The organism is Gardnerella sp. 2492 (assembly GCF_050320365.1).
Lineage (GTDB): Bacteria > Actinomycetota > Actinomycetes > Actinomycetales > Bifidobacteriaceae > Bifidobacterium.
Map to the genome: position 1 here is coordinate 903,277 of NZ_CP186952.1, position 24,597 is coordinate 927,873.

The 24,597-nt window shown below is 41.7% G+C and carries 19 protein-coding genes and 1 tRNA gene; 10 read left to right on the top strand and 10 right to left on the bottom strand.

All coding sequences use genetic code 11. The features are described 5' to 3' along the window. The first annotated feature begins 97 nt into the window (after positions 1–97). From ACPFYS_RS03565 to rplL, 9 genes are all read left to right on the top strand, one after another. Positions 98–1,282, top strand: a complete 1,185-nt coding sequence (locus ACPFYS_RS03565; RefSeq protein WP_427875948.1) for a 3-deoxy-7-phosphoheptulonate synthase — start codon at positions 98–100, stop codon at positions 1,280–1,282. A 160-nt stretch (positions 1,283–1,442) separates the two neighbouring features. Continuing rightward, on the top strand, positions 1,443–2,144 hold the full coding sequence (gene mtnN, locus ACPFYS_RS03570; protein ID WP_427875949.1) for a 5'-methylthioadenosine/S-adenosylhomocysteine nucleosidase: 702 nt from the start codon (positions 1,443–1,445) through the stop codon (positions 2,142–2,144). A gap of 228 nt (positions 2,145–2,372) precedes the next feature. Continuing rightward, positions 2,373–3,578: a phosphate ABC transporter substrate-binding protein PstS gene (gene pstS, locus ACPFYS_RS03575; RefSeq protein ID WP_427877636.1), complete on the top strand. Its 1,206-nt coding sequence runs from the start codon at positions 2,373–2,375 to the stop codon at positions 3,576–3,578. A gap of 70 nt (positions 3,579–3,648) precedes the next feature. Continuing rightward, positions 3,649–4,620, top strand: coding sequence for a phosphate ABC transporter permease subunit PstC (gene pstC / locus ACPFYS_RS03580; protein ID WP_427875950.1), 972 nt, complete (start codon positions 3,649–3,651; stop codon positions 4,618–4,620). Then, positions 4,620–5,648 (top strand): phosphate ABC transporter permease PstA, encoded by a 1,029-nt coding sequence (pstA, locus tag ACPFYS_RS03585; RefSeq protein WP_427875951.1) that lies wholly within the window; start codon positions 4,620–4,622, stop codon positions 5,646–5,648. Before pstC ends, pstA begins: the two co-directional genes overlap by 1 nt. A gap of 57 nt (positions 5,649–5,705) precedes the next feature. Continuing rightward, complete coding sequence (pstB, locus tag ACPFYS_RS03590; RefSeq protein ID WP_427875952.1) at positions 5,706–6,485, top strand: phosphate ABC transporter ATP-binding protein PstB; 780 nt, start codon at positions 5,706–5,708, stop codon at positions 6,483–6,485. 287 nt (positions 6,486–6,772) lie between these two features. After that, positions 6,773–8,176, top strand: coding sequence for an NCS2 family permease (locus tag ACPFYS_RS03595; RefSeq protein WP_427875953.1), 1,404 nt, complete (start codon positions 6,773–6,775; stop codon positions 8,174–8,176). A 381-nt stretch (positions 8,177–8,557) separates the two neighbouring features. Beyond that, positions 8,558–9,079 (top strand): 50S ribosomal protein L10, encoded by a 522-nt coding sequence (gene rplJ, locus ACPFYS_RS03600; RefSeq protein ID WP_427875954.1) that lies wholly within the window; start codon positions 8,558–8,560, stop codon positions 9,077–9,079. Between the two features lie 97 nt (positions 9,080–9,176). Beyond that, positions 9,177–9,557: a 50S ribosomal protein L7/L12 gene (rplL, locus tag ACPFYS_RS03605; RefSeq protein ID WP_427875955.1), complete on the top strand. Its 381-nt coding sequence runs from the start codon at positions 9,177–9,179 to the stop codon at positions 9,555–9,557. Positions 9,558–9,684: 127 nt separating this feature from the next. On the opposite strand, the gene trxB is transcribed toward rplL, so the two are convergent. The 5 genes from trxB to ACPFYS_RS03630 all read right to left on the bottom strand — a co-directional run bounded on the left by trxB (position 9,685) and on the right by ACPFYS_RS03630 (position 18,048). Then, positions 9,685–10,626: a thioredoxin-disulfide reductase gene (gene trxB, locus ACPFYS_RS03610; protein WP_427875956.1), complete on the bottom strand. Its 942-nt coding sequence runs from the start codon at positions 10,624–10,626 to the stop codon at positions 9,685–9,687. Positions 10,627–10,659: 33 nt separating this feature from the next. Next, positions 10,660–12,930, bottom strand: coding sequence for a kinase (locus ACPFYS_RS03615; RefSeq protein WP_427875958.1), 2,271 nt, complete (start codon positions 12,928–12,930; stop codon positions 10,660–10,662). Between the two features lie 113 nt (positions 12,931–13,043). Next, positions 13,044–14,816: a murein biosynthesis integral membrane protein MurJ gene (gene murJ, locus ACPFYS_RS03620; protein ID WP_427875959.1), complete on the bottom strand. Its 1,773-nt coding sequence runs from the start codon at positions 14,814–14,816 to the stop codon at positions 13,044–13,046. Continuing rightward, positions 14,813–17,227, bottom strand: coding sequence for a DUF6049 family protein (locus tag ACPFYS_RS03625; protein WP_427875961.1), 2,415 nt, complete (start codon positions 17,225–17,227; stop codon positions 14,813–14,815). Before ACPFYS_RS03625 ends, murJ begins: the two co-directional genes overlap by 4 nt. 59 nt (positions 17,228–17,286) lie before the next feature. Beyond that, positions 17,287–18,048, bottom strand: a complete 762-nt coding sequence (locus ACPFYS_RS03630) for an NUDIX hydrolase (RefSeq protein WP_427896802.1) — start codon at positions 18,046–18,048, stop codon at positions 17,287–17,289. 82 nt (positions 18,049–18,130) lie between these two features. Here ACPFYS_RS03630 and ACPFYS_RS03635 point away from each other — a divergent pair, with 82 nt between their 5' ends. Further along, positions 18,131–19,549: a CCA tRNA nucleotidyltransferase gene (locus ACPFYS_RS03635; protein ID WP_427875963.1), complete on the top strand. Its 1,419-nt coding sequence runs from the start codon at positions 18,131–18,133 to the stop codon at positions 19,547–19,549. A gap of 81 nt (positions 19,550–19,630) precedes the next feature. Here ACPFYS_RS03635 and ACPFYS_RS03640 read toward each other — a convergent pair whose 3' ends face one another. The 5 genes from ACPFYS_RS03640 to ACPFYS_RS03660 all read right to left on the bottom strand — a co-directional run bounded on the left by ACPFYS_RS03640 (position 19,631) and on the right by ACPFYS_RS03660 (position 24,560). Continuing rightward, complete coding sequence (locus ACPFYS_RS03640) at positions 19,631–20,254, bottom strand: LytR C-terminal domain-containing protein (RefSeq protein ID WP_427875964.1); 624 nt, start codon at positions 20,252–20,254, stop codon at positions 19,631–19,633. 98 nt (positions 20,255–20,352) lie between these two features. Next, the gene (gene rsmA, locus ACPFYS_RS03645; protein ID WP_427875966.1) at positions 20,353–21,270 is read right to left on the bottom strand and encodes a 16S rRNA (adenine(1518)-N(6)/adenine(1519)-N(6))-dimethyltransferase RsmA; all 918 of its coding nucleotides are present in this window, start codon (positions 21,268–21,270) and stop codon (positions 20,353–20,355) included. Between the two features lie 105 nt (positions 21,271–21,375). Then, positions 21,376–22,977: a G5 domain-containing protein gene (locus ACPFYS_RS03650; protein ID WP_427875968.1), complete on the bottom strand. Its 1,602-nt coding sequence runs from the start codon at positions 22,975–22,977 to the stop codon at positions 21,376–21,378. Positions 22,978–23,341: 364 nt separating this feature from the next. Further along, positions 23,342–23,415, bottom strand: a tRNA-Thr gene (locus tag ACPFYS_RS03655). A 218-nt stretch (positions 23,416–23,633) separates the two neighbouring features. Continuing rightward, positions 23,634–24,560: a DsbA family protein gene (locus ACPFYS_RS03660; RefSeq protein WP_427875970.1), complete on the bottom strand. Its 927-nt coding sequence runs from the start codon at positions 24,558–24,560 to the stop codon at positions 23,634–23,636. Between the last annotated feature and the right edge of the window lie 37 nt (positions 24,561–24,597).

Here is a 24,597-nt window from a genome sequence, read left to right on the forward strand (position 1 = left end):
TGTGCCGCCAAATGGCACAAACGGACCACACCAAGTTAGGTTATACTTCCAACGCAAGCGCGGCGGTGCGCGGTTTGTTTTATAGGATGGTGAACAAATGTCTTCTACGGCTGAGCAGCGTACTTCTCGCGCGGTAAAGAAGGAGGTTGAGGAGGGGCGCAACCCTCTTAACTCTGCGAAGTTCCAGCGCTGGGAAGACCAGGTTGGTGTAGATCGCATTATCAACCGCCGCGTGCTTGAGCTTGAGCCACTTCCAACTCCTGCTCAGGTGCTTGGCGAGTTGCCGTTGTCGCCGTATGCGCAGGATATTGTTGCTGAGTCTCGCGATGAAATACGCAGTTGCTTAAACGGCGAAGATGATCGCCTTTTAGTAATCGTAGGTCCTTGTTCTGTGCACGATCCGAAAGCTGCTTTAGATTACGCCTCTCGGCTCTCAGAACTTCGCAAAAAACTCGAAGGTGAGCTTTTGATTGTTATGCGCGTGTATTTTGAAAAACCACGCACAACAGTTGGTTGGAAGGGATTGATTAACGATCCTGATATTGATGGCACTCATGATATTCACAAAGGTTTACTTCTCGCTCGTCGCACACTTCTTGGCGTGTTAGATACTGGCTTGGCTGCTGCAACCGAGTTTTTAGAGCCTACTAGCCCTCAGTTTATTGCGGATGCTGTTAGCTGGGGAGCAATTGGCGCACGTAATACTGAGTCTCAGATTCATCGTCAGCTTGCTAGCGGTCTTTCTATGCCAGTCGGTTTTAAAAACGCGACTGACGGTTCTGTTACTGCCGCAGTAAACGGTTGTTTGGCCGCAAGCCAGCATCATACTTTCTTTGGAATTGACCATCTTGGACGTGCGTGCGCAGTTCAAACTCTTGGCAATCCTGACTGTCACGTGGTACTCCGCGGTTCAAGCAGCGGCCCAAATTATGATGCAGCTTCTGTTGCTGCTGCTGTAGCTTCAGTACGTTTACATCTTGGAACTAACTGTATGGCATCTAATGGTGTTGTAGTTGACTGCTCACACGGAAATTCAGGTAAAAATGAGTTCCGCCAGGCACAAGTTGTTAGGGAAATTGCAGATCGTATCGCTTCTGGCGAAAGTGATATAACTGGCGTAATGATGGAAAGCTTTTTGCAAGGCGGCAATCAAGATCCTGCTCCTCTTAGCGAGCTTGAGTACGGAAAGTCGATTACGGATCGATGCATTTCTTGGGAAGATACTGCCGATTTGCTAAAAACTTTAGCTAAATCTGTAGCTGCGAGACGTAATTGTATTTAACGTAATTCGCGAAAGTTACGTAATTCGCGTGACTTTCGTAACTTTATGCAAACTTCGGAAAATTTATTTACATCAAATTAAAAAGTATCCGAAAAATATGCGAAAAGTAATTAGATAATAATTAATAATTAATAATTAATAATTAAAGGGGATGATAGTAATGTCAGAAATTTCACGAGTTGCCATTATTGGCGCTATGGAAGAAGAAGTTGCACATATTGCTAGCGCGCTTGAAAACGTGACTCACGATAAGTCTGCAAGTCTTGACGTATCCTGTGGAACTCTTGACTCGGTAAATGGTAACAAAATCGAAGTTGCCGCAACAGTTGGTGGCATGGGCTTGGTTAACGCGGCCGCAACAGTACAGTATTTAATTGACAAATACAATCCGCAAGCTGTAATTTTCTCTGGTATTGCAGGAAATCTTAACAAAAATCTACATATTAACGATATAGTGTTAGGTAAAACTTTAAGATATTTAGATACAGATATGCGTTTAATCGGTCAGTGGAAGCCGTTTACTAATGAGTTTCATTCCGATGAGAATTTGCTAAAAGTAGCAAGCGAAGCGCTTAATAAAATGGGCATTGCGCATATTGAAGGAACTATCGCATCTGGAGGATATTTTGTAGATACTCCTGAAAAAGTTGCGGAAGTAATTGAACAAACTCATGCAGATGCAGTAGAGATGGAAGGCGCAGCAGTTTTGCACGTAGCTGCACGAAACGATATTCCAGCGCTGGTAGTTCGCGCTATGAGCGATAATGCTGACACTGAATACGAAACTTTCCACACATTTGACATTTCAGAATATGCCGACACTGCTGCAAAAATGACTATTAATATTGTGCGAAATTTATGATATTTTCGGTATAATTTGTGACATTTCGACACGCTGAGGATGTCGCCGACTTACTTCGCACGCAAGTCGCATCAAATATAGCGCCAAATACCGCCATTTTTGGTACCCGCTTTATTTTTGCCGGTGAGGTTTAACCCACCTATTTATGATGATTGCGTTAATAAAAAAAGATAGGAATTAAATAAGAAAATGCGCCCAATTCGCAAATACGGCTATAGGAACGCGAAAATGTGGTGGGGCGCAAGGCAATTCTTCGCGAAAGGAAAGAAGAATATGCGCAAAAATAAAATAATGTCTAATGCAAATAATCATAATATTCGTATTGCCGCCGCGGTTATCACTGCGGTTTCTTTGTGCGCAAGTATGGCGGCTTGCGGAGATAATACTCCAGCAGGCGCATCGCACGATTCTTCTAGCGCTTCAGGCGCGCGTATTTCTGGCAATTTCCAAGGTTCCGGCGCATCCTCTCAGCAAGTTGCTGTAGAAGCATGGATAGCAGGATTCCAAACAAAAAATAGCGGCGCAAAAATCGCATATAACCCTACCGGTTCCGGAGCTGGAATTACAACCTTCCTAACAGGCGCAACAGCATGGGCCGGATCAGATAAATCTTTAAGCGATGACGAAATTTCACAGTCTAAAAAAGTATGCGCAAACAACACATCTGCTTTTGATGTACCAGTTTACGTTTCACCAATAGCTGTTGTTTTCAACCTTAAAGGCGTATCGGATGCTGGTCAACACATCAACATGGACGCTTCCACGATTGCGAAAATCTTCGACGGAAAGATTACGCGCTGGAACGACGACGCTATAAAGAAACAAAATCCTAAATTAAAACTTCCAGATACTTTGATTACAGTCGTGCACCGTTCAGATAAATCAGGCACTACACAGAACTTCCTTAGCTATCTGAAAGATGTGTCTCCAGAAGATTGGAAGTATGATCTTTCAGAGAATTGGCCAAATAGTGTTGGTCAAGGCGCTAAAGGCACTTCAGGCGTTGTTTCTACTATTCGCATGGCAGATGGCGCTATAGGCTATGCTGATTTCTCGCAGGTTGGCAAGTTAGGTACGGTTGCCGTAAAAGTTGGAGACTCATACAATGAGATTTCCGCAAAAGGCGGCACAAAAACTTTAGAAGATTCTGAAATAGATTCAGCTGCTACAGAAAAGTCAAATCACCGCGTGGTAGTCAAAATAAATCACGCAACGCAAATTAAAGGCGCGTATCCTATTGTGCTAGTTTCGTACGATATTGTTTGCCCAGCGTATAAAGATGCTGCAACAGCAAATTTTGTAAAGTCATGGCTTAGTTACGTTGTAAGTGGAGAAGGTCAGGGCGCGGCTTCCAACGCTGCAGGAACTGCTCCTCTTCCGTACGATATGATTAATGAAATTAAAAAATCTATTAGTGCAATAAAAACTAAGTAAATAGAATAGATATAAATCAGCGCAATACCTGTAATTTGATAACATAAAAATACGTATCAAAGGAGCATGAGTGAGTCCCAGCAAGCGAACAGCAGTAGCTGCAGGCACACAGCCTACTAAAGTTAGAGGGCATGTAGCGGATCGCGTTTTCAAAAACGCTGCCGCAGCCTGCGGAATGATAATTCTGCTAGTACTAACAGCAGTAGCAGTATTTCTGCTGTTTCGCGCATGGCCACTTATTGGCGGAAACAAAGATCAAGTAAGCAAAGTATTTTCCGACTTTACAGGCGGAAAAGCACATGATTTTTGGGGGTACGTTATTCCTCTCGTGTTTGGAACTGTACTTATATCTGCCTTGGCGCTCGCTGTTGCGTTTTTTGTAGCTATTGGTATTGCGCTGTTTATATCTCATTATGCTCCGAAAAAAATAGTTCCATTGCTAAGTGGTGTAGTTGATTTGCTCGCAGCAATTCCTTCTGTAATATACGGTTTATGGGGTGGTCTTGTACTTGTGCCAGCTGTATATCCGCTTTGGGAATGGGTTTCTAGAGTTTTTGGATGGATACCTATTTTTGCCGGACCTGTAGCTATGCCTTCTAGATCTTCTGCATCTGTGAGTCTTGTATTAGCAATTATGATTTTGCCAATTATTACTTCTATTGCTAGGGATATTTTCCAGCAAACTCCGCGATTGCAGCAAGAAGGTGCTTTGGCTCTCGGAGCTACAAAATGGGAGATGATTAAGCTTGCTGTCCTTCCATTTGCGAAATCTGGAATAGTTTCTGCTTCTATGCTTGGTTTAGGACGTGCGCTTGGAGAAACAATGGCAGTTTTGATGATTCTTTCTCCTGGTTTTACTTTCAAATTTAATATTTTGCAGGCTTCACAAAATCAAACTATTGCTGCGAATATTGCCGCACAGTATCCTGAAGCGAATGGTTTAGGCGTTAGTGCGCTTATAGCTACCGGATTAGTACTCTTTGTAATTTCCTTTGCAGTGAACCTGATTGCACGCAAAATTACAGATAAGGTTGGTGCGTGATGCTAAATCAAAATCACCAACTCGCTAATACTGTAGATACAGAAACCTCAAAAACTACTGCAACTACAAAAACTGCTCCAGTAATTGATTTTAATAAATTCCGACCAACGCGATCCTCGATTGCTGCACGAAAACGTAAGGATATGCTTATGCGAACGCTTATTTTCCTTTCGTTTGTTGTTGCTCTTATACCTTTAGTTTCTCTGCTTCTAACTACTATTTTTAATGGTTTAAAGCGTTTTAATTTTGATTTTTTGACGCATAATATGACGTACGTAATCGGCGGAAACGCTACAGTTAGCGGCGGTTACGGCGGTATTTTGCACGCTATTATTGGAACTCTTGAGATCACTTTTGGCTCTATGCTGATTTCAATTCCAGTTGGCGTTATGTGCGCAGTTTATCTTATAGAGTATGCACGTGGAAGTAGGATTGCGCGCATTATCAATCTTCTTGTTGATGTTATGAGCGGCATTCCTTCTATTGTTGCCGGACTTTTTGCATTCTCAAGTTTTACTATCATCTGTGGTCCTGGAACTATTAATGGTTTTGAAGGTTCGGTTGCTCTTTCGCTGCTAATGTTGCCAACTGTTGTGAAATCTTCGCAAGAAATGCTAAAAATTGTTCCTAACGATTTAAGAGAAGCTGCTTTAGCTTTAGGCGTAACTAAGCAGCGTATGATTACGAAAATAGTTTTACGAACTGCTTTACCTGGTATAGTTTCCGGCTGTATTTTGGCAGTTGCTCGCGTTATTGGTGAAACTGCTCCTCTGCTTATGGCTGCAGGTTTCATTTCGTCTACTAATTTCAATCTTTTTGACGGTCAGATGACGACTTTGCCGGTTTATGTCTATCAGGAATATTCAAAACTTTCGGCAAATTGCCCAGCTAATGCTCCTGCTTCTTGCGTAACGTCAATCCCAATGGAACGCGCGTGGGCCGCGGCATTAACGTTGATTATTATCGTTCTTTTGCTGAATATTATCGGCAGGATTGTGGCTCGAGTGTGCTCTGTAAAAACGAAGTAAGCCTGAAAGCATGAGTCAAAATACAATGCGAATTGGATTAGAAAGTGAGTTTGTGAAATGGGTCAACGCATAGACGTAAAACATTTGAATATTTACTACGGTGATTTTCTTGCAGTAGAAGACGTGAATATTAATATTGAGCCGAATAAGGTTACAGCTTTTATCGGCCCTTCCGGATGCGGAAAATCAACAGTTTTGCGAACTCTTGATCGAATGCATGAGATTACGCCGGGCGCGCGAGTAGAAGGACAAGTTCTTCTTGAAGGCCGCGATTTGTACGGCAAAGATGTGGATCCTGTGGCTGTCCGCCGCGATGTTGGAATGGTTTTCCAGCGTCCAAATCCTTTCCCAACAATGTCTATTCGCGAAAATGTGCTTGCGGGAGTTCGCTTGAATAATCGTCGTATAGCAAAATCGGATGCTGACGATTTAGTTGAGTGGGCTTTGCGAGGCGCGAACTTGTGGAATGAGGTTAAGGATCGTTTGGATAAGCCTGGAATTGGTCTTTCTGGCGGTCAGCAGCAGCGACTTTGCATTGCTAGAGCTGTAGCTGTGCATCCGCAAGTTTTACTTATGGATGAACCTTGCTCGGCACTTGATCCTATTTCTACGTTGGCTGTAGAAGATTTGATTAACGAGCTTAAAAACGATTACACGATTGTGATTGTGACTCACAACATGCAGCAGGCTGCGCGCGTTGCTGATTATACTGCCTTCTTTAATTTGAAGGCTGTCGGGAAACCAGGTCATCTGGAATATTTCGCAGATACGACTACCATGTTCAACAATCCGCACAACGCTGAAGCTGAGCGTTATATTTCCGGCCGTTTTGGCTGAGTTTTAAGCTGAGTTTTCAGCTGTGCTTTCAGCTATTTTGCTGAATTTTTAAAAATTTTGCCTTGGTGCGTTGGTCAGTACGTGCGCGTAAGGTCAGACCTGTTCGGTTGTTCAGAGCCTTTGTGAATTTCATGTTTTTCATGACAATTCACAATGCCTTTTCTTGCCGACGAGTCGCAGTAACCTCTGCGTGAATGCCCAAATGTAATTGCGTGCGCGATTGCTCAAGTGCTTTCGCTACGCTTTTTCTGGTCTTTTGCGCTTGTAAACCAAGGAACCGAGAGTTTATGGAAAAGTTCTTCCATCTCAAAGAAAACGGCACGAATGTATCAACGGAGATCACTGCAGGTCTCACTACATTCTTCGCAATGTCGTACATTATCATCGTAAATCCAAAAGTATTAAGCGAAACTGGTATGCCATGGGGCGGCGTGTTCTTAGCAACAATTATTGCCGCTATTATTGGCACGCTTGTTATGGGCTTGTTTGCTAATGTGCCTTATGCTCAGGCTGCTGGTATGGGCTTAAATGCATTCTTTACGTTCACAGTCGTAAAAGGCTTAGGCTTTAGCTGGCAACATGCAATGTGCATGGTGTTCTTATGCGGTTTAATTAACATTATTATTACCGTTACTAAAATTCGTAAAATGATTATTCGTGCCATCCCGACTTCGTTACAACACGCAATCGGCGGTGGCATTGGTTTATTCGTGGCTTATGTTGGCATGGTGAACGTTGATTTGATTAAGTTCACTCCAAAGGATGATAAAGCTGCAAAAATTGCGTCTCATTTTGGTGCAACTCCTGCAATTCCGGGTCTTGCTGTTTTAAAGAACCCAGTATTGTGGTTGTTCCTCATTGGATTGCTTTTGGCAATCGTTCTTACTGTGTTGAATGTTCGTGGATCTTTGCTTATTTCCATTGTTGTTACCGCATTAATCGGTATTCCAATGGGACTTACAACCATGAACAACTCTGTTTCAGTTTCAGAAGCTTTTAATAATTTGCCAACTACTTTCTGCGCAATATTTGACAACGAAGGCTTCCCAACGCTGTTTGCAGACCCTTCGCGCGTTCCGCTTGTTTTGATAACGATTTTTGCATTCTCAATGTCTGATACTTTCGACACTTTGGGTACTTTCATTGGAACTGGTCGTCGTACTGGTATCTTCTCTGAGGCTGACGAAAAGGCTTTGGAAAACGGTTCTGGATTTAGCTCCAAGATGGATCGTGCTTTGTTTGCTGATTCCATCGCAACTTCCGTTGGCGCTATTTTCGGTACTTCCAACACCACCACTTATGTAGAGTCTGCTGCAGGTATTGGTGCTGGCGGTCGTACTGGTTTGACTTCTGTAGTTGTGTCTATTTGCTTCGCGCTTTCGATAGTGCTTGCCCCTGTAGTTTCAGCTGTTCCTGCCGCTGCAACTGCCGGCGTGCTTGTGGTTGTTGGATGCATGATGGCGAGCTCTTTGAAGGAAATTGCTTGGGATGATATTACTGAGGCAATTCCTGCATTCTTCGCTGCAGTGTTCATGGCGTTCTCTTACAACATTTCTTATGGTATTGCCACTGGCTTTATCATGTACTGCTTAGTGATGACTTGCAAGAAGCGTGCTAAAGAAGTTCATCCAATGCTTTGGATTGTTTCTTTGCTGTTCTTACTTGATTTTGTTGCTAATGCTGTGCTGTAAATGTGCATTTAATAAGCAGTGAGCTTGTGAAACAAAAATATAAAAACAAAAATTAAAAATTAGAGGGTGTGTAAATTACATACCCTCTTTTTATTTTTTTATTTTCATAGTATTTTTCTTGACATTGTCTTAAATACATATTAAACTATCCCAACGTAAACCACAGACCGTTGGTGGAATTGAAAAATTCCTGAAATTGATTTGTCAGGCCAGCACAGGTTGAGCGATGATTTGCAAAATGTTTGTTGTAAATCAAAAATTTAAGCACGCTTTAGTGCTTCTTATGTTGCTCTGCCAGTGCGCAGGGCTTTTTTGTTGCCCTGTTTAAATTAAGCTTGATGTGTTTCTTTCAAATCGACGGCCAATTTAGGAAGGAACGCCATGAAGAGGCCCGAAAAGGAAGCGGTAGTTGCCGAACTTACGGAACTGTTCCGTAATGCTGACGCTGTCTACCTTACCGAGTACCGCGGGCTTACCGTTCCGCAGATTTCCGCTCTGCGTGAAAAGCTAGGCCGCGATACTTCCTATTCTGTGGCGAAGAACACGCTTGCTCGTATTGCTGCTAAAGAAGCGGGCATTGAAGGTCTTGACGAACTTCTCGCCGGTCCAACTGCTATCACCTTTGTTAAGGGTGATTTCATTGAGACTGCTAAGACCTTGCGTGATTTTGCCAAAGAGAATAAAGCCCTCGTCGTTAAGGGCGGTTTCGCAGATGGAACCGTTTACGATGCCGAAGGTACAAAGCAGCTCGCCGACTTGAAGTCGCGTCCACAGTTGCTTTCCGAAATGGCCGGCGCGCTCAAGGGCACCATGTCCAAGGCCGCCTACCTGTTCAACGCTCTGCCAACCAAGGCTGTGCGTACTATCGACGCTTTGCGCGAGAAGCAGGAAAAGGCCGCTTGATTCCCTTGCAGCTTGCTGCATGAGACCAACCAATAATAAAAATTTTATGGTCGTAAGGCACAAGGTGTGCCTGGCCAAGTAAGAAAGGAAGCCAATTATGGCTAAGCTCACTAGTGAAGAGCTTCTCGAAGCTTTTGGTGAAATGACCCTCGTTGAGCTCTCTGAGTTCGTCAAGGCCTTCGAAGAGAAGTTTGACGTTGAAGCTGCTGCTCCTGTTGCTGCTGTTGCTGCTGCTCCAGCTGCTGCCGGTGCTGCTGAAGAAGAGAAGGACGAGTTCGATGTCGTCCTCGCTTCCGTTGGCGATAAGAAGATTGCAGTCATCAAGGCTGTCCGCGCTTTGACCAACCTCGGTTTGGCTGAAGCTAAGGCTCTCGTTGACGGCGCTCCAAAGGCCGTTCTTGAGAAGGCTAAGAAGGAAGATGCCGACAAGGCTAAGGCTGCCCTCGAAGAGGCTGGCGCAACTGTTGAACTCAAGTAGTTTTTGCTTGAAACAGTTCTTTATGCTCTGTATGTAATTTAGTGTTACAAGAGCAAAGGCGGTAGAATTTTCTACCGCCTTTTTTGTAAATTAACTCAGCTAAACTCTTTTACTACAGTTTTATTTTTCACTGTTCCAAAAGATCGTTTAAATAAGCTTGCGCGTCTAAAGCAGCACGGCAACCCATTCCAGCTGCAGAAATAGCCTGCCTGTATACACTATCAACAACGTCTCCTGCGGCAAAAACGCCTTTAACAGAAGTTAATGTAGAAGACCCATCTACTGCTATTGTTCCATCTTGATTAAGTTTTAAAGCGCCATTTAAGAAACCAGTAGCAGGAGTGTGTCCAATAGCTACGAACAATCCTTTAGATTCAATTTCTTTAGTTTCTCCAGTAATCACATTTTTTACAGTAAGAGAAGTAGCTTCTTGTTCATTTCCGTTAACTGACTCTACAACGCTATTTAGTAAGAAATCGAGTTTTTTATTTTCGCGCGCTCTATCAACCATAATTTTAGAAGCGCGGAAAGAATCTCTTCTGTGTATAAGTGTCACTGAAGAACCAAAACGAGTAAGGAACAAAGCTTCTTCGAAAGCAGAATCTCCTCCGCCGACTACGGTAATAGGTTGATCTTTAAAGAAGAAACCATCGCAAGTAGCACAGTAAGATACTCCCCGTCCAGAATACTCCTGTTCTCCAGGCACGCCCAATTTACGCACTAGCGAGCCCGTAGAGACAATAACAGCGTAAGAGCTATAAGTTACACCTTCCGATACTGTTACTCGCTTTAAATCGTTATTAAAATTCACTGAAGTTACATCATCGTACACGATTTGTGCACCAAATTTTTCAGCTTGCTTCTGCATAGAATCCATTAAGTCTGGACCTAATACACCATCTGGAAACCCAGGATAATTCTCCACTTCTGTAGTGTTAACAAGCTGCCCTCCAGGAGTTAAAGCTCCTGCAATAACAAGCGGATTGTATCCTGCACGACCAAGATAAATTGCGGCCGTATATCCAGCAGGCCCGGAACCAATAATAATTACGTTATGCTGATTTTCCATACAATTCTCCTGCAAAATTTTGCACACACCAAACTAGTACATTTTCACAGAATTAATGTAAAAACTGTGATTTGGCATACTGCCCTTAGGAATCCAAAGCATGAAGTCTTGAGACTTAACAATCTTACTAAGCTTAACGTCTGTAGTTCCACTTTCATCAAAAGTAAACTCTGCAACCTGCTCACCTTGCGTAGGATCATTTTTAGTATTCGCAAGCAAATAAGCGTGTCCTCCAGAAGAGCGTATAGAAATAACAAAACGGTAAACTTCCTGCGGCTCAGTCAAATGCATGTAGTATCCATAGCCCGGCTGCTTAGCAGGATATGTAAGGAACTGCCTACGATCAATCGTGTATGGAGTATTATTTTCAGGCATTTTTGGCTCAAGCATAGGCTTAACTTGCTTAGAATTCTTATTATGCGAGCCATGATTATTAGCAGTCTTTTCTTTAGGAAGCACACCACGACTACCAAACGGAACACTTTGAATATCGGTGTTCCAAGGACTATTTACTCCTAAGCTAGAAGGATTTTCATGAATAAATAGGCTGTTAATTGCAAGCAGTAAGCATGCTATAAGAAGCAAAACTACAACTCCAATAGCAATAACTTTTGTAGAAAAACAGCCAAAAATCTTAGCATCTGCAATATCGTCAGGATTATTCGAGTTATTTTTATTAGGTCGAGTCGTATCCTTGCGTTTTTGCGGTCGGAAGCTTGGCGGAAGTGAAGCTGCATCCGAAGAAGCACCATCTTGACTTTCTTCTTCCAACTGTTCTTCACGAAGCGCTCTAGCAGATTCCTCCCCAGGAGCAACAAATCTACCATTAGCATCTACTACAGGAACTCGTCCTGTAGATTCAGCTTCAAAAGTAAGGTTTTGTGGACGAGACATAAGCTCAGTGTGCTTAGTATTCTCTTTCAACAAATGTTGGAAGTCGAAACTTTGAGCGTCAATATCCACATCATTATTGGATTGAGAATTAGTTTGCGCATCTACAGAAATCTGCTGACTGCGATTATCAGCGTTGCGAGACGTAGCTGGGAAACGAGTATAAGTTGAAGGAAGAGTAGGGAAAATCGAATCGTCCGCATCAAGCTCAGTCGGAGCAAGAATATTAGCCATCTCCGCTGCAGCAATATCGTGGAAATCAAAATCTGTAGTAGTTCCAGTTTCGCTATCTGCATTAGAATTATTTTTTTGATCCGCGCCCGCGTTGCGCTTAAGCAAAGATCCGATAGTTCTTCCGGCATTTTTAATACCAGCTCCAGCAGCTGCGAACCCGGTACCGATTTTACCTGCACCTGCGCCACGCACACTAGCATCAGAAAGAGACGCAAGAGAAGACATATTCTTCAATCTGTCGTTAGCTTTTTCATTCTCCTGTTGCGTAAATTTTGCCTCAAGCTTTTCTTCGTCTTGCGCCAAATCATCAGGGAAAGGAAGCAAAACGTCATCTTCTGCATTATGCAACTTAACTAAACTAACAGAAGGTTCAGCAGCATCACGCGCAATAAGAATATCTTGATCTGTAAGTTTTTTAAGAGGAGTGCATGTTCCAAGCAAAGCAGAAAGCTCCGCTATAGAAGCCATAGGAATCACATTATTGGATTTATTACTTCCAGCAACAGCAAGCCCTCTTTTACAAATCATCCTAAACTCTGAAGGTGCAGAATGTGGAATAAGCGAAAGATCATAAGAAGTGCATTTTCTAGAAGGCGTCCTAGTGAGCAGAGAGTATAAAAGTGCAGAAAGCTGACGAGTAGCAATATTCTCAATACTTTGAGCAGGAATCTTATCTTCGCTGTTAGAAATATTAGTGACATCCTCAAGCATAGGGCTAATAGAAGTATCCGCAATTTCTACACCATTACTGGTTAAACGAACAACATCAGTAGAAATCGCGTGATGAGTCATGCCATTAAGAAGTAGTTTGCTAAGAGCACTTGCAGTTTCGCCAACAATAGTTCGAATAGCCTCATAGCTCAATGGAGTTGGTTTACCTGCTCTAGAAATATACTCTGTAAGACTCATGCCGTCATCTAATGCTGTAAGAAGAATAGCAACATTATCTTGATGATGAAGCTGCAAAACTTGCGTAAATCTGCGGTTTCTAGAAAGAGCCAGCATGGATGACAAAGAGTTTATTTCAGGCAAGAAACGCGTGTCTCGTATAATAAACAGCTGGCAATCGTGAGTTAGTACGCGATCGCTTGCTTTCCACACTTGCAGTCCCGCTTCGCTGCGTATTTGCGATACTAAAGCGTACCTGTTAAGTACGATGTCACCCAACCGCGGTTCCATGTGTTCCTCATCTTCCTGAGTGCATTGCGATGCGCAAACGCGCACATTAAAACACTTCTATTCTACCGTTTACACTTCGCAATAGCGTAAACCTTATAGTATTTAATTTATATTCAGTCAACCTTGTGAGAGCGAACCGTTCGAGGCTTGCGCTCAACTTTCTCTTCTTGCGATTCTTCTCGTTCAGTATCATAACGGTTAATAAAACGTGCCATAGGCATTAATACCGGGAATCTTTTAGCGAGTTTTCGCAATACTGGAGCTTGCATAGAAATAACTTCTTGCGTACGCAACAGTAACATAACACTTATATACACTACTGCGATAATTATTGTCATTATTGCGCACAATCCTAAAGCTCTAAACCAACGAACCATACCGTGAAGTTTTGGAGATGACAAATCAATCCACGAGGTAATAGGATTTTGCACGATCATGCATACGACAATAGTTACTACCGAAGCAATAGCGATCTTTATATGAGTTAATATCATGCGCTTATCGTCAAGATCCTGGCGGAATCGTCTACGCAACATCAACACAAGTGACGGGAATGTAAGAATATAACTTACTGAAACTGTAGCTCCTAGAGCAGTAACCCAGTATATTGGAGGCAAGAAATTAACGCAAGACAGTAACGATACAAGCTGAACAGCTAACTGAACAGAAGTAAAAATAAACGGATGTTTTCCATCTTCAAACGCGTAGAAAGTACGCTGGATAATCAAGTATGCGCTAATAAGCGGAAGCCCCAAAGCAAGAGTCATAAGCGGATTTGACATAAGCAGGGCTTCTTTAAAACTAATCGACGGCAGCAACGCTAAAGAAATCGGCGTAGGAATTATTATGAATGTGATCATAAAGAAGCACATGATAACGCTTACGTTTCGTAAAGATCTACTTAAATCTATACGTGCTGTACGAATATCATGGTCTGCAATTGCGCGCGAAATTTTCGGGAAAATAGCGGTAGCCACAGAAACAGCAACAAGCGAATATGGAAGAATGAATATGGTATAAGCATTCTGGTAGGTTGCGTTACCTGCTACATCAAACTGATCCAAATGCATAGTTTTTTCTGCAATAAATGGCACGCTAGTAGTTATGTGAGTAGTAATCATTGTTGCTATTTGAGATATAACAACAATGCCCATGCTCCATGCTGCAACAGGACCCATGGAACGCAAACCAATTCCATGAATACCAAAACTTGGGCGGTAACGTAGACCAATCTTCATAAGCGGCCAGAATAGAACTACGGCTTGTGCAGCAACACCTAAAGTCCAGAAGCCAGCAGTAAACATCATTGTTTTTGTGTTCCAAAAACTCATAGGCTGATGCGATATTCTGCCGAAAAGCATAATAAAAATGCCAAAACCAATGCAGCTGATAATATTTGCCGCTACAGAACTCCACGCGTACATGGCAAAACGACCTTTGGCGGCCAAAATTTGACCAAGCACTGTGTATAAGCCGTAGAAGAATATTTGAGGCATGCACCACAATGTAAACGAGTTCGTAAGGGCAATCATTTCAGGACTGCCGCCCGCATAAAGAAGAGTTAGAATCGGCGTTGCTGCAGCCATTAGTACAGTTACTGCTAGAAGCAGAATAATAGCAAAAGTAATAAGCTTATTTAATCGATCTTTAGCATCTTCTTTTTTAAGCGTACGAACAATCTGCGGCACAAGAACGGCGTTAAAAATTCCACCGGAAACAAGCGTATAAATAAGCTGCGGAATCATAGATCCCGCTTGGTATGCGTTTGCAGCAAGACCTGTAGTTCCAAGTGCTGCTGCCAGAAGAATAGTACGTATCTGGCCTGTTACTCTAGAGGCTGCCGTGCCACTGGCCATAATTACCGAATTTCGACCGACTGAACTCATTCGTCCGGATCCTTTACGCGATGGAATTGTCGCCAGAGTCCCAGTGCTCCGAGAACAAAGGCGAATACTATAATAATCGTACCGCTTTTATCACTAATTTGCAGCGTACTTGAGATAGTAGTTGATTGAGTATCACTAAAAGCGTGATGTTGCATATCTTCCAAAACAAAAGTAGCCTGCGCACGGCTAGAAGTAGTAATTCTAAGCGGAAGTGTAACTTGCGTTTCGCTATTTGCAGCAACTGTTATTAACGTTTTTCTCGTCGTCACGATTTCCATAGAGTGCGTGTCTGCAGAAAGATACACTTTTATCGGATAAGGGTAATTGTTGCTAATCGTAACTGGCATACTAGCTGTTTCGCTTACTGCAGTAAGTTCTTTGGGTGGAATTATTCGTACCGCAGAAAACAGTTCGTGAGAAAGATTGCTTAGGCTCTGCGTGATATTTGCACCGTCGTATCCGGAAGTTTCTAGCGAAGAAAGATAATCATGTAATTGAATTATCTCATTCCCCCAAGTTTTGCTGCTTTTCTTCACTTTTTGTTTCGCATTTTGTTTAGCTAAAGATTGAACGTCACCTTCGTCACTATTTTGCTGATTTCGATTATTGTCAATAATGTTTTTGGTGAAACGTGTGAGCTGATTTCGTGTTTGACTAAGAGAGTTTAAAAGTTGACTTCTTGCTGCAGCGTCTTTGCTGCTTATATCACTTGACTGAGGAATTTCAGGCAGACTGTTGTGTAAGAAATCTGGTTTTTTGCCATACTGGTATGCACTGGATTGCGAAAGAGAATTAATGTCGCTGAAATCAAGCCAAGAAGCCTGTTCCAGCGCGCTCATAACATTATCAACATTATCTTTACTAGAAGTAGATGCAAAAGAAATAAGCATGTTTCTAGATACGCCTGGTTGTTGCATTTTGTAGAAAGCACTTTGTGCAATAAGACGACTAATTCTTCCGGATTGAGTTTCTTCCGCAGCAGCTTCTTGAGATGTTGGATTATCGTTGGCGAGTGTACTCAAAATATTTTGCGATATAAGCACTCGAGAATATCCGTTTGTTGTTTGAGCATCATATACGCTTTTATTAACTTCAGTATGAGAAGCTGTAGTATCGAAACCGCTCGTTGCAATAACGGCATCATATCCGTTATTCTTTGCCGCTTCTAGTGCGTTATGCGTCCATTTTCCATGAGTTTGCCAAGCGTATGTTGGAATTTTAGAGTTATTTTGCTCATTTTGTTGAGTATTTTTTTGAGTATTTTTTTGATTTATATTTGCACAATACAATCCGTAAGGATTACTTTCTGACGCAAGTTTTGCAGACCAAGCGTTTTTATTAATTCCTGCAGATTCGTAAAGTTTATCGTTGTTATCGTCAGCGTAAGCACTTATATCAAAACCTGCCGGCTGCATAAAAGCAGATGGCGTAATCGTAAGATGAGCTGCGCTAAGAGTATTTTTCTCTGCAATTGTTTGCAATTGAGCATGTTTTTTAACTACTTCTTCTAAATTGTGTAGTCGTTTTATTGCGTTTTTATTGAGGGAAATAATCGATTTATTGTTCTCGACAGTTTTTTCAGTTTCCTTAGCATCAGTATTCTTACTTTCAGCACCTTTACTTTCAGCACCTTTACTTTCAGCTTCATTACTTTCAGCATTAGGATTATTTTTATCTACAGAACTATCTGTTTTGTTGTCTTCCGCTGCAGTATTTTCTTTTCGCATGTTTGCAGAATCATTTATACGATTTTCGCATAAAATATTAGGTTCTATAGCAGAATAGTTTAAATTAGCTTGCCATTCGCTTGATTGCGCAAGTAGCGGAATTATTGGCGTTATGTGAAGCTTATTGGAATCTGCTGTATATAAACCATCCTGACTACGAGTCATAAAAGTGTGTAGTATTTCTATTTTTTTGTAATTTTTAGAATGGTAAATTAACGAAACCGGCTTTGGCCCCCAACGTTTAATACTACTTAATATTGCATTATCTGCTGGAATATCGATAGTAAAAGTTTCGCTTTTACCTTCCGCTAATTCTGAAACGTCTGTAAATCCAAGATATTGTGGTGTTTGAATTCTAGATTTTCCTTGTGCCCAATTCTGTAGATCTGCACTCGATACAAACTTATACGTTGTGTTGGTTGCTAAAGTAATTCTTCCTGCAGGCAGCTTGCCAGACTGCGATTCTATTGAAAAAGTAATATGATATCCACTTGTTCCGGTTACTACAGGAGTTGCGTTTTTTACTCGTATTATGATTTTTCCGCTATTAGAATTTTTATTATTTGCAGATTTTTCATAAGCGTTAGCAACTTGCGCAAAAGATGTTAGATTTGCTACGCAAACACCAATAGTTATGGCAAAAATCGTAATAATGTAAGTAAAAACTGTTAAAACTGATTTCACCGCATTACTACTTGCTTTTAAAAAGTGGAGCCAAACTCGTTCGTTCCGTGCAAGATTAATCACTGTTGAGACCGCCTATTTGCTTTCCTAGCATACAGCCACGCTATTTTGCGTTCATTTGGATAGCTTAACACATCGTTAAGCTCTGTAAAATTAACCCACATAGCGTCTTCGGCTTCATGATCTGGATCTCCAAGAACAGTAAGCTCTCCACTTACGTAACGCAACGCAAAATGATGTACTAATTTGTGTACGCGTTGGCTTGTGCCAGTAAACCAATAGTCAATTGTGGCAATTGAATCAACAATTTCACCAAAAATTCCAGTTTCTTCTTGAATTTCTCGAACTGCAGTTTGTTGCGGAGTTTCGCCTTTTTCTATATGCCCTTTTGGAAGACACCATTCCATGTGCCCACTTCTGGAGTGTCGAGCAATAATTGCGACACGCCCGAGTGAGTCAAAAACAAGCCCACCGGCAGAATATTCACGCACAATCGGAAGATCTTGAGCGTCTAATGAAGCGAATGTTTTTGGCAAATCAGCAAGCCGTTTTTGCGGCATAATCGCAGGAGAAGGGCTTACGAAAGTCTGCGATGTAACTACTGATTCTACTATTTTTGCACTTTTTAAAGTAGCTTCATAATCGTTAGAAAAGGTTGAAATATCAGCGAAATCTTGCTCTTCTCTAGCGTCTTCGCGAGGCCTTATCATTCGCTGCATTCGAGCTATATCTAAAGGAGTTACTTTAAGCTTAGGCTGGTTTTGGGTATGCTCTCCCGAAGCATTGGCGATCATGCGTCGTACATCTTTGGGAGTAACCATACTCTCAACCATACTCAATCCGCTGTGCATTGGGGTAACGCTATGCTGTAAAGCAGATTGTTTTTCAGCTGAAAGGGTATTTGTGGACTTTGAAGTTTGGCCTGAGGCTATGGAGTTAGGGCGACTTTTTGCTCAAGAAAACTATGAGCTTGCTTTGGTTGGCGGTCCTGTGCGAGACATGCTGCTTCATAGAACTTCTCATGATCTTGATTGCTGCACATCTGCGCATCCTGAAGATTTTGAACCTATTTTGCGACGTTGGGGTCGTGACGGTTTTTGGGATATGGGACGTAAATTTGGTACTTTAGGTGCCATGCGACGCCGTCCGGATGGTACGGAAGTAAAAGTTGAAGTAACAACTTATCGTTCTGACGCTTACGATGAAGATTCTCGTAAACCGCTTGTGAAATATGGTGACACTCTTGAGGGCGATCTATCTAGACGAGATTTCACTATTAACGCTATGGCATTACGTGTGCCAGATTTAGTATTTGTTGATCCTTTCGGCGGTGCTAATGATTTAGCGAAGGGAATATTGCGCACTCCTGTAAATCCTCGTCAATCTTTCGATGACGATCCGTTGCGTATGATGCGTGCTGTGCGTTTTGTAGCTCAGCTTGGTTTTTCTATTGAGGCTGATACTGCTGAAGCTATTTTGGCTATGTCGGATCGCTTGTCTATCGTATCCGCAGAGCGTATTCGTGATGAAATTATAAAACTGTTACTTTCTGACCGTCCTAGAAAAGGCATTGAAGCTCTTGTTGATTCTGGTTTAGCTGAGCGAGTTTTACCAGAAATACCTGCTTTGAAACTAGAAATTGATGAACATCACAGGCATAAGGATGTTTTTGAGCATACGATGATGGTTTTAGAGCGTGCAATTGCTCTTGAAACTAGCGAAGATGGACCTGTTCCTTCTCCTGATTTAACTTTAAGATTGGCTGCTTTACTGCACGATATTGGTAAGCCTCGTACTCGTAAATTTGAAGATGGCGGTAAAGTAAGTTTCCATCATCATGATGTCGTTGGCGCGAAGATGACCCGTAAGCGTTTGAAAGCTTTACATTTTGATCATCACATGATTGAAGATGTTAGTGAGCTTGTTAATCTTCACTTGCGATTCCACGGATACGTTGATGAGCCTTGGACAGATTCTGCTGTTCGTCGTTATGTTAAAGATTCCGGTCATTTGTATGAACGTCTGAATCGCCTTACTCGCGCGGATGCTACTACACAAAATAAGCGCAAATCTCTTATGTTTGAACACGCAATGGACGAGATGGAAGAGCGTGTAAAAGTTCTTAAAGAGAAAGAAAATTTTGACGCTATTCGTCCAGATTTAGATGGAAATGAGATTATGCAACTGCTGAGTTTACAGCCAGGACCAGCTGTTGGCGCAGCTTATAAGCACATGCTTGACTACAGATTAGATAATGGCCCTGTTAAGCATGATGTTGCCGTTGCGGAATTGCTTAGCTGGTACGAACAGTTCACTAAGTAGTAAGTAAGCAATAAGTAAGTAGTAGGTAGGTAAGGTAAAAGTTACTGTTTACTTTTATCTTACCTACTATATGTTTTCTTACTATATGTTTTTGTGAGGGAAAGCTTTAGGCAGTGATTTGAACGAATTAACGTCAATGCAGCCCTTAATCTCATTGATTGCTGCACCTGCTGCAGGAACGTCTGTTTTTGGTCTCAAATTAGTGAATGTTGATCCTAAAACAACGTCTACAAGTCTGTCTTGACGATCGTCCATCCGAAGTATTGCATCCGTGAAATTAGCGCTTACAGTGTACGCTTCATTAACCGAATTTTTACCAAAATAAATAACAGTTTGCTTCATTTTATTAGTTTTGCTGTTATTTACCTCTATCAAATTAAATCCGCGGTTTCGTAACGCTTCTCCTACTGCTCTCGCAAAACCATGGAATTTTGTGCCGTTGAGTACTCGAATAGCTACTGATCGGCTATCAACATAAGGCACTTTGTCTCCTTCTTTGCCTTTTATTGGGCAAGGAGCGATTATGCCATAATTAGGGTTAGCTCCGGGAGCTTGCGGTTTGTTAATTCCAAAAGCGTGGAAAAACACAAGTAAAGCGAGTATAAAAGCAACAACTAAGCCTGCTGATGTGACAGATAATACAAACCGTTTTCTTTCATACATGAACTCTTTACGCGCCAGTCGCTCGTCGTGCATTTGCGTCATGCTAACTTCCGATCTGTAGATTAATAAAATATGCCACTATTACATGGCATTTTACTGACCATGCATGACTGCAGTAGGCCGATACAAATGTGAAAATTTTATTGTCTAACAGCGCGCGCTAATTTTACGAATTCATCGCAAGTTAAAGTTTCGCCTCTGCGAGTAGGGTCTATTCCAGCAGCATCGTAAGCTTCATCTGGAACTATATTTTTTAATGCAGAATGTAGCGTTTTTCTTCTCTGTTTAAAAGCCGCATCGACTAGTTCGAAAACTTCTTTTCTTTCTTCAACATTTCTTTCTTCAACATTGTCTTTGGCATATTGCCCTCTTGTAAAAGAAACTAGCGCAGAATCAACATTTGGTGCAGGCCAAAATACATTACGACCTATAAGACCTGCGCGCTGCGCACGGCCGTACCATGCTAGCTTTACGCTTGGTGTTCCGTAAACTTTGCTTCCTGGCTCAGCACAAAGTCTATCTGCAACTTCTTTTTGCACCATAACAAGGAAATTAGTAAGATTATCGAATTTCTCTAGTAACGTAAGCACAATCGGAGTCGCAACATTGTAAGGAAGATTCGCTACTAGAGTAAAACTTTCTGCGTTTTTAAGCTTTGGTACGTCTTCTGGTTGCACTGTTAACGCGTCGTGCAATACTACGTTAAATCTACTTGCAGCTTTTGGCATGAACTCTTCAACCGTGCGAGGTATTCGTTTTGCGAGCATTGGGTCAATTTCAACTGCAGTAAGATTTGCTCCAGTCTGCAAAATAGCGAGAGTAAGAGATCCCAAACCGGGTCCTACTTCCATTACCGTATTCTCTGCGTTTATGTTTGCGACATTAACGATTTTTCGTACAGTACCAGGATCAATTACAAAATTTTGACCAAATTTTTTTGTTGGAGTGATGCCTTCTTCTGCTGCAATACGGCGAATATCCGCAGCTCCAAGAAGTTGACCTTCTGCTACTAAATTGTCTTGCGATAATTCCGTATTGTTTTCGTTAATTATGCTCATAATTTATTATTTTCGCCCGAGTTGTTTTGTATTTGTGTATGTTTTCGCATTTTATAAGAATCTCACTATGGACTATATCAAATAAGCATTCTACTCGCTTTTTGTTTAGTACCAACCTATCTTATGCCATGCGTTTACTGCGCCTGTAGGATCTCCATAACGGTTTTTAATATAATTCAATCCCCAAGCAATCTGCACACTTGCGTCGTCATGCCAGTTTGCTCCAGCAGAAGCCATCTTCTTGCCTGGTAGAGCTTGTGGAATTCCATAAGCGTCAGAATTTGGGTTTGCTGCGTTCCAGCGCCATCCTGATTCTCTATTCCATAGCCACAAAAGGTCTTCCCAGTTTTTTCCAGTCCATCCCATTTGTGCTGCCGCAGCCTGAGCGTAAATTCTTGCTTGCTCTGGTGTTGCATGAACCATTCCATTTGGATTATCCGCAGACGCATCCGGAGCAGGTGCAGGAGGCTGTGTTACAGGCTGTGCCGCTGGTATTTTTGCAGCTTTCTGCTGTGAATCTTGTTGTTTAGAAGATTGATCTGCACTTTGCTGTGTTATTTGATTTTTAGATCCAGAAGCTGATTTAGAATCTTGTGCTTTTGATTGTGCATTTTGTTGCGAAGTTTGCGACTGCTGCGACTGCTGTTGATTCTGCTGTTGCGCTTGTGATTGCTGGTTAGGCTGTTGTGTCTGAGCCTGCTGCGCTTGCTGTTGCGCTTGTTGCTTAGGCTGATTCTTCTGCTGTGCGTTTTCTGACTGAACTTTAGACTGCGGTTTTTGTTGCTGCTTTTCCTGCGGCTTTTCTTGAGACTTAGGTTGCGACTTAGGTTGAACCTTAGGCTGCGGAGGCTGTACTGTTTTCGTACTAACTGCAACTACTTGATTTACAACAGGTTTTATCATGTTTTGCGATGCTAAAACAGCACTTTCTGGCTTACCATCCGCATAAGTTACGTTATAAACATCCTCACGCTCTCCATTTTCTCCACGAGTACGAACTACTCGAGTTCCAGCTGGAAGAGACGAATCATTAACAGTTTGAATAGCAAAAGGAACTGATACAGTTCGCGTTTCTTTTCCGTGAGTTATTCTAATTATTCGCAAAACAGTTACGTTATCTTCTTCCTCAACTGTTACACGATCATTCTTACCGAGCACAATACCGAATGAATCAAGTATGGAACTAGCTGGAAGAGTACCGTCTGGAGCAACTTGTTTTTTCCCGTCTGCAATAACAGTTACAGGGCCATTTTTGTTAATAGATAATCCACCAGTAAGCTTATCGTAAATATTTTGCAGATTTACTGTTATTTTTACAGCATTACGCTCATTTGCTCGGAAGAATCCAATAAGCTGATCAACGCTAGTTGCGACAGTCCAGAAAGGTATGGTAATTCCGTTTACGGTTACGAAAGTTTGGTACGCGCTACGAACTGTAACTGTAGTGTGGTTACTAATAATATTTCCAGAAGATGAAATAACTTGATCGTGAGTTTTAAGAGGCACATGTTGCTCTTCTAACAATCTACTTATTGTACTTGAATAAGTTTCTACAACTCGCGACTTTCCATTTACTACTAACGCAACCGATTTCTTGGCAGTAAGGATAAAAATTCCAGTTCCAGAAAGAACTAAAGATATAACGCATATAAGAATGCGCAATCGACGCATTACTACAAAGCGTCGAGGAGTCCATCGACGTGACATATATGCTCACTCCCTTACCAAGCTTGAAACTTATTATAACCGACGTTTTGCACTACGCTAAAATTTGCTAACTCAGTTGTTAAAAAATCAGTGTAGTGAAAAGTCTTAATAAGTTAAAAGGGGGCGGGAGAGAAGGGGATATTCCCGCCCCCGTGGAGTGGAACTGGTTGGGGGACGTTCCACCCCAGTCTCGGAAACCCTGAGTTGGGGGAAGGCTCCCGAGAATCTTACTCGCAGAAAGTATGTAAGCATTTAACTGCTTTTCTGTATATAATACGCTATATTATATGATCTTATTAAAAATTTTTTATTTTATTTTTTAAAAATAGATTTTTACTTACTTCCCAGCCATAAGATTACACGGAGCCTCCTGCCGGGATCGAACCGGCGACCTGCCGCTTACAAGGCGGCCGCTCTGGCCATCTGAGCTAAGGAGGCACAATTCTCAAGCGCTACTAGCGCGCTTTTAAGAACGTTATTCAGTGTATCAGCACCCTATGCCAGACAACATTACAGCGTGTGGTTTTTAAAATTTATACAGAATATTTTGTAAATTTTGTATTTTTCTTTTGCTCTTTAATTAAAATTAAACCCTACTAAAGGTTCAATATCAACCATTTAGTAGGGCTTAATTATTTGCGTTTTATTCTTAAGGATTACAAGCCGCGAGGTTCTTCGTTAGCTTTTACTTTCGGCATTTTCCCTTCAACACCAATTTCATCCTTGCTTAAATCAATAGATTTCAAAATGGCATCCAAAGAATCCATGTTCTTTTCAGAAGCAGTATATAAATCAACAATCTTGTTATTGACAGTGACTGTTGGCGTTGTCATGCCGCCCTTATTTGGTCCGGAAACATTCCAAAGATTCTTGTAATCAGGAACTGCTGTATTAACTCTATTTTGCCATTCAACATATTTGCGAGTGAACGCTTCATCAGCAATTTCTCGTAACACTCCGGACTTTACAGCAAGATCAGCTATCTTTTGGTCACTAACAGGCTTATACCCACTACCTTCCTCAGGCTGGAAATCTTCTGCAAACATGTTATTCATAAACTCTAACATGTGGATCGGGTCAGGATCATTTACTGCAATATAAGCAAGACCGCCAGAAACGCGGGAAGAATAGTGATCACTAGAAGCAGCATCCAAGAACGACATAGGATGGATCTCCAAATTAATCTGACCAGCTTTAGTCATGTTAATGAGATACTTGTCGACATTACGGCTAAATTGGCCACAACCTGGGCAAAGTGGATCAAAATACAAAGCCACGGTAGGAGCGCCATCAACAGGCTTATTGTAACCAAGCTTGCTTGTAAGAATTCCACCTGTTTTGTTGAAATTAGCTGGAGAATCCTTTCCCCTTAAATCATTGATAACTACTTTGTAATTTTCTTTTTTAGCAACATTAGAATTATTGCTATTACGCGACGAGTTAAAAGCTGCTATGCAAATAGCTGCAATCATGCTAACAACTATTAGCGTTATGATAATTCCAACAACAGTTTTATGTATATTTTCGTTTGTTGTTGGCGCATAACCATTACCATTCACATTGTTATTTAAGTTTTGAGGCATTATGACCCTTTCAGTGCCGCCCAAAAATAAGACGCAA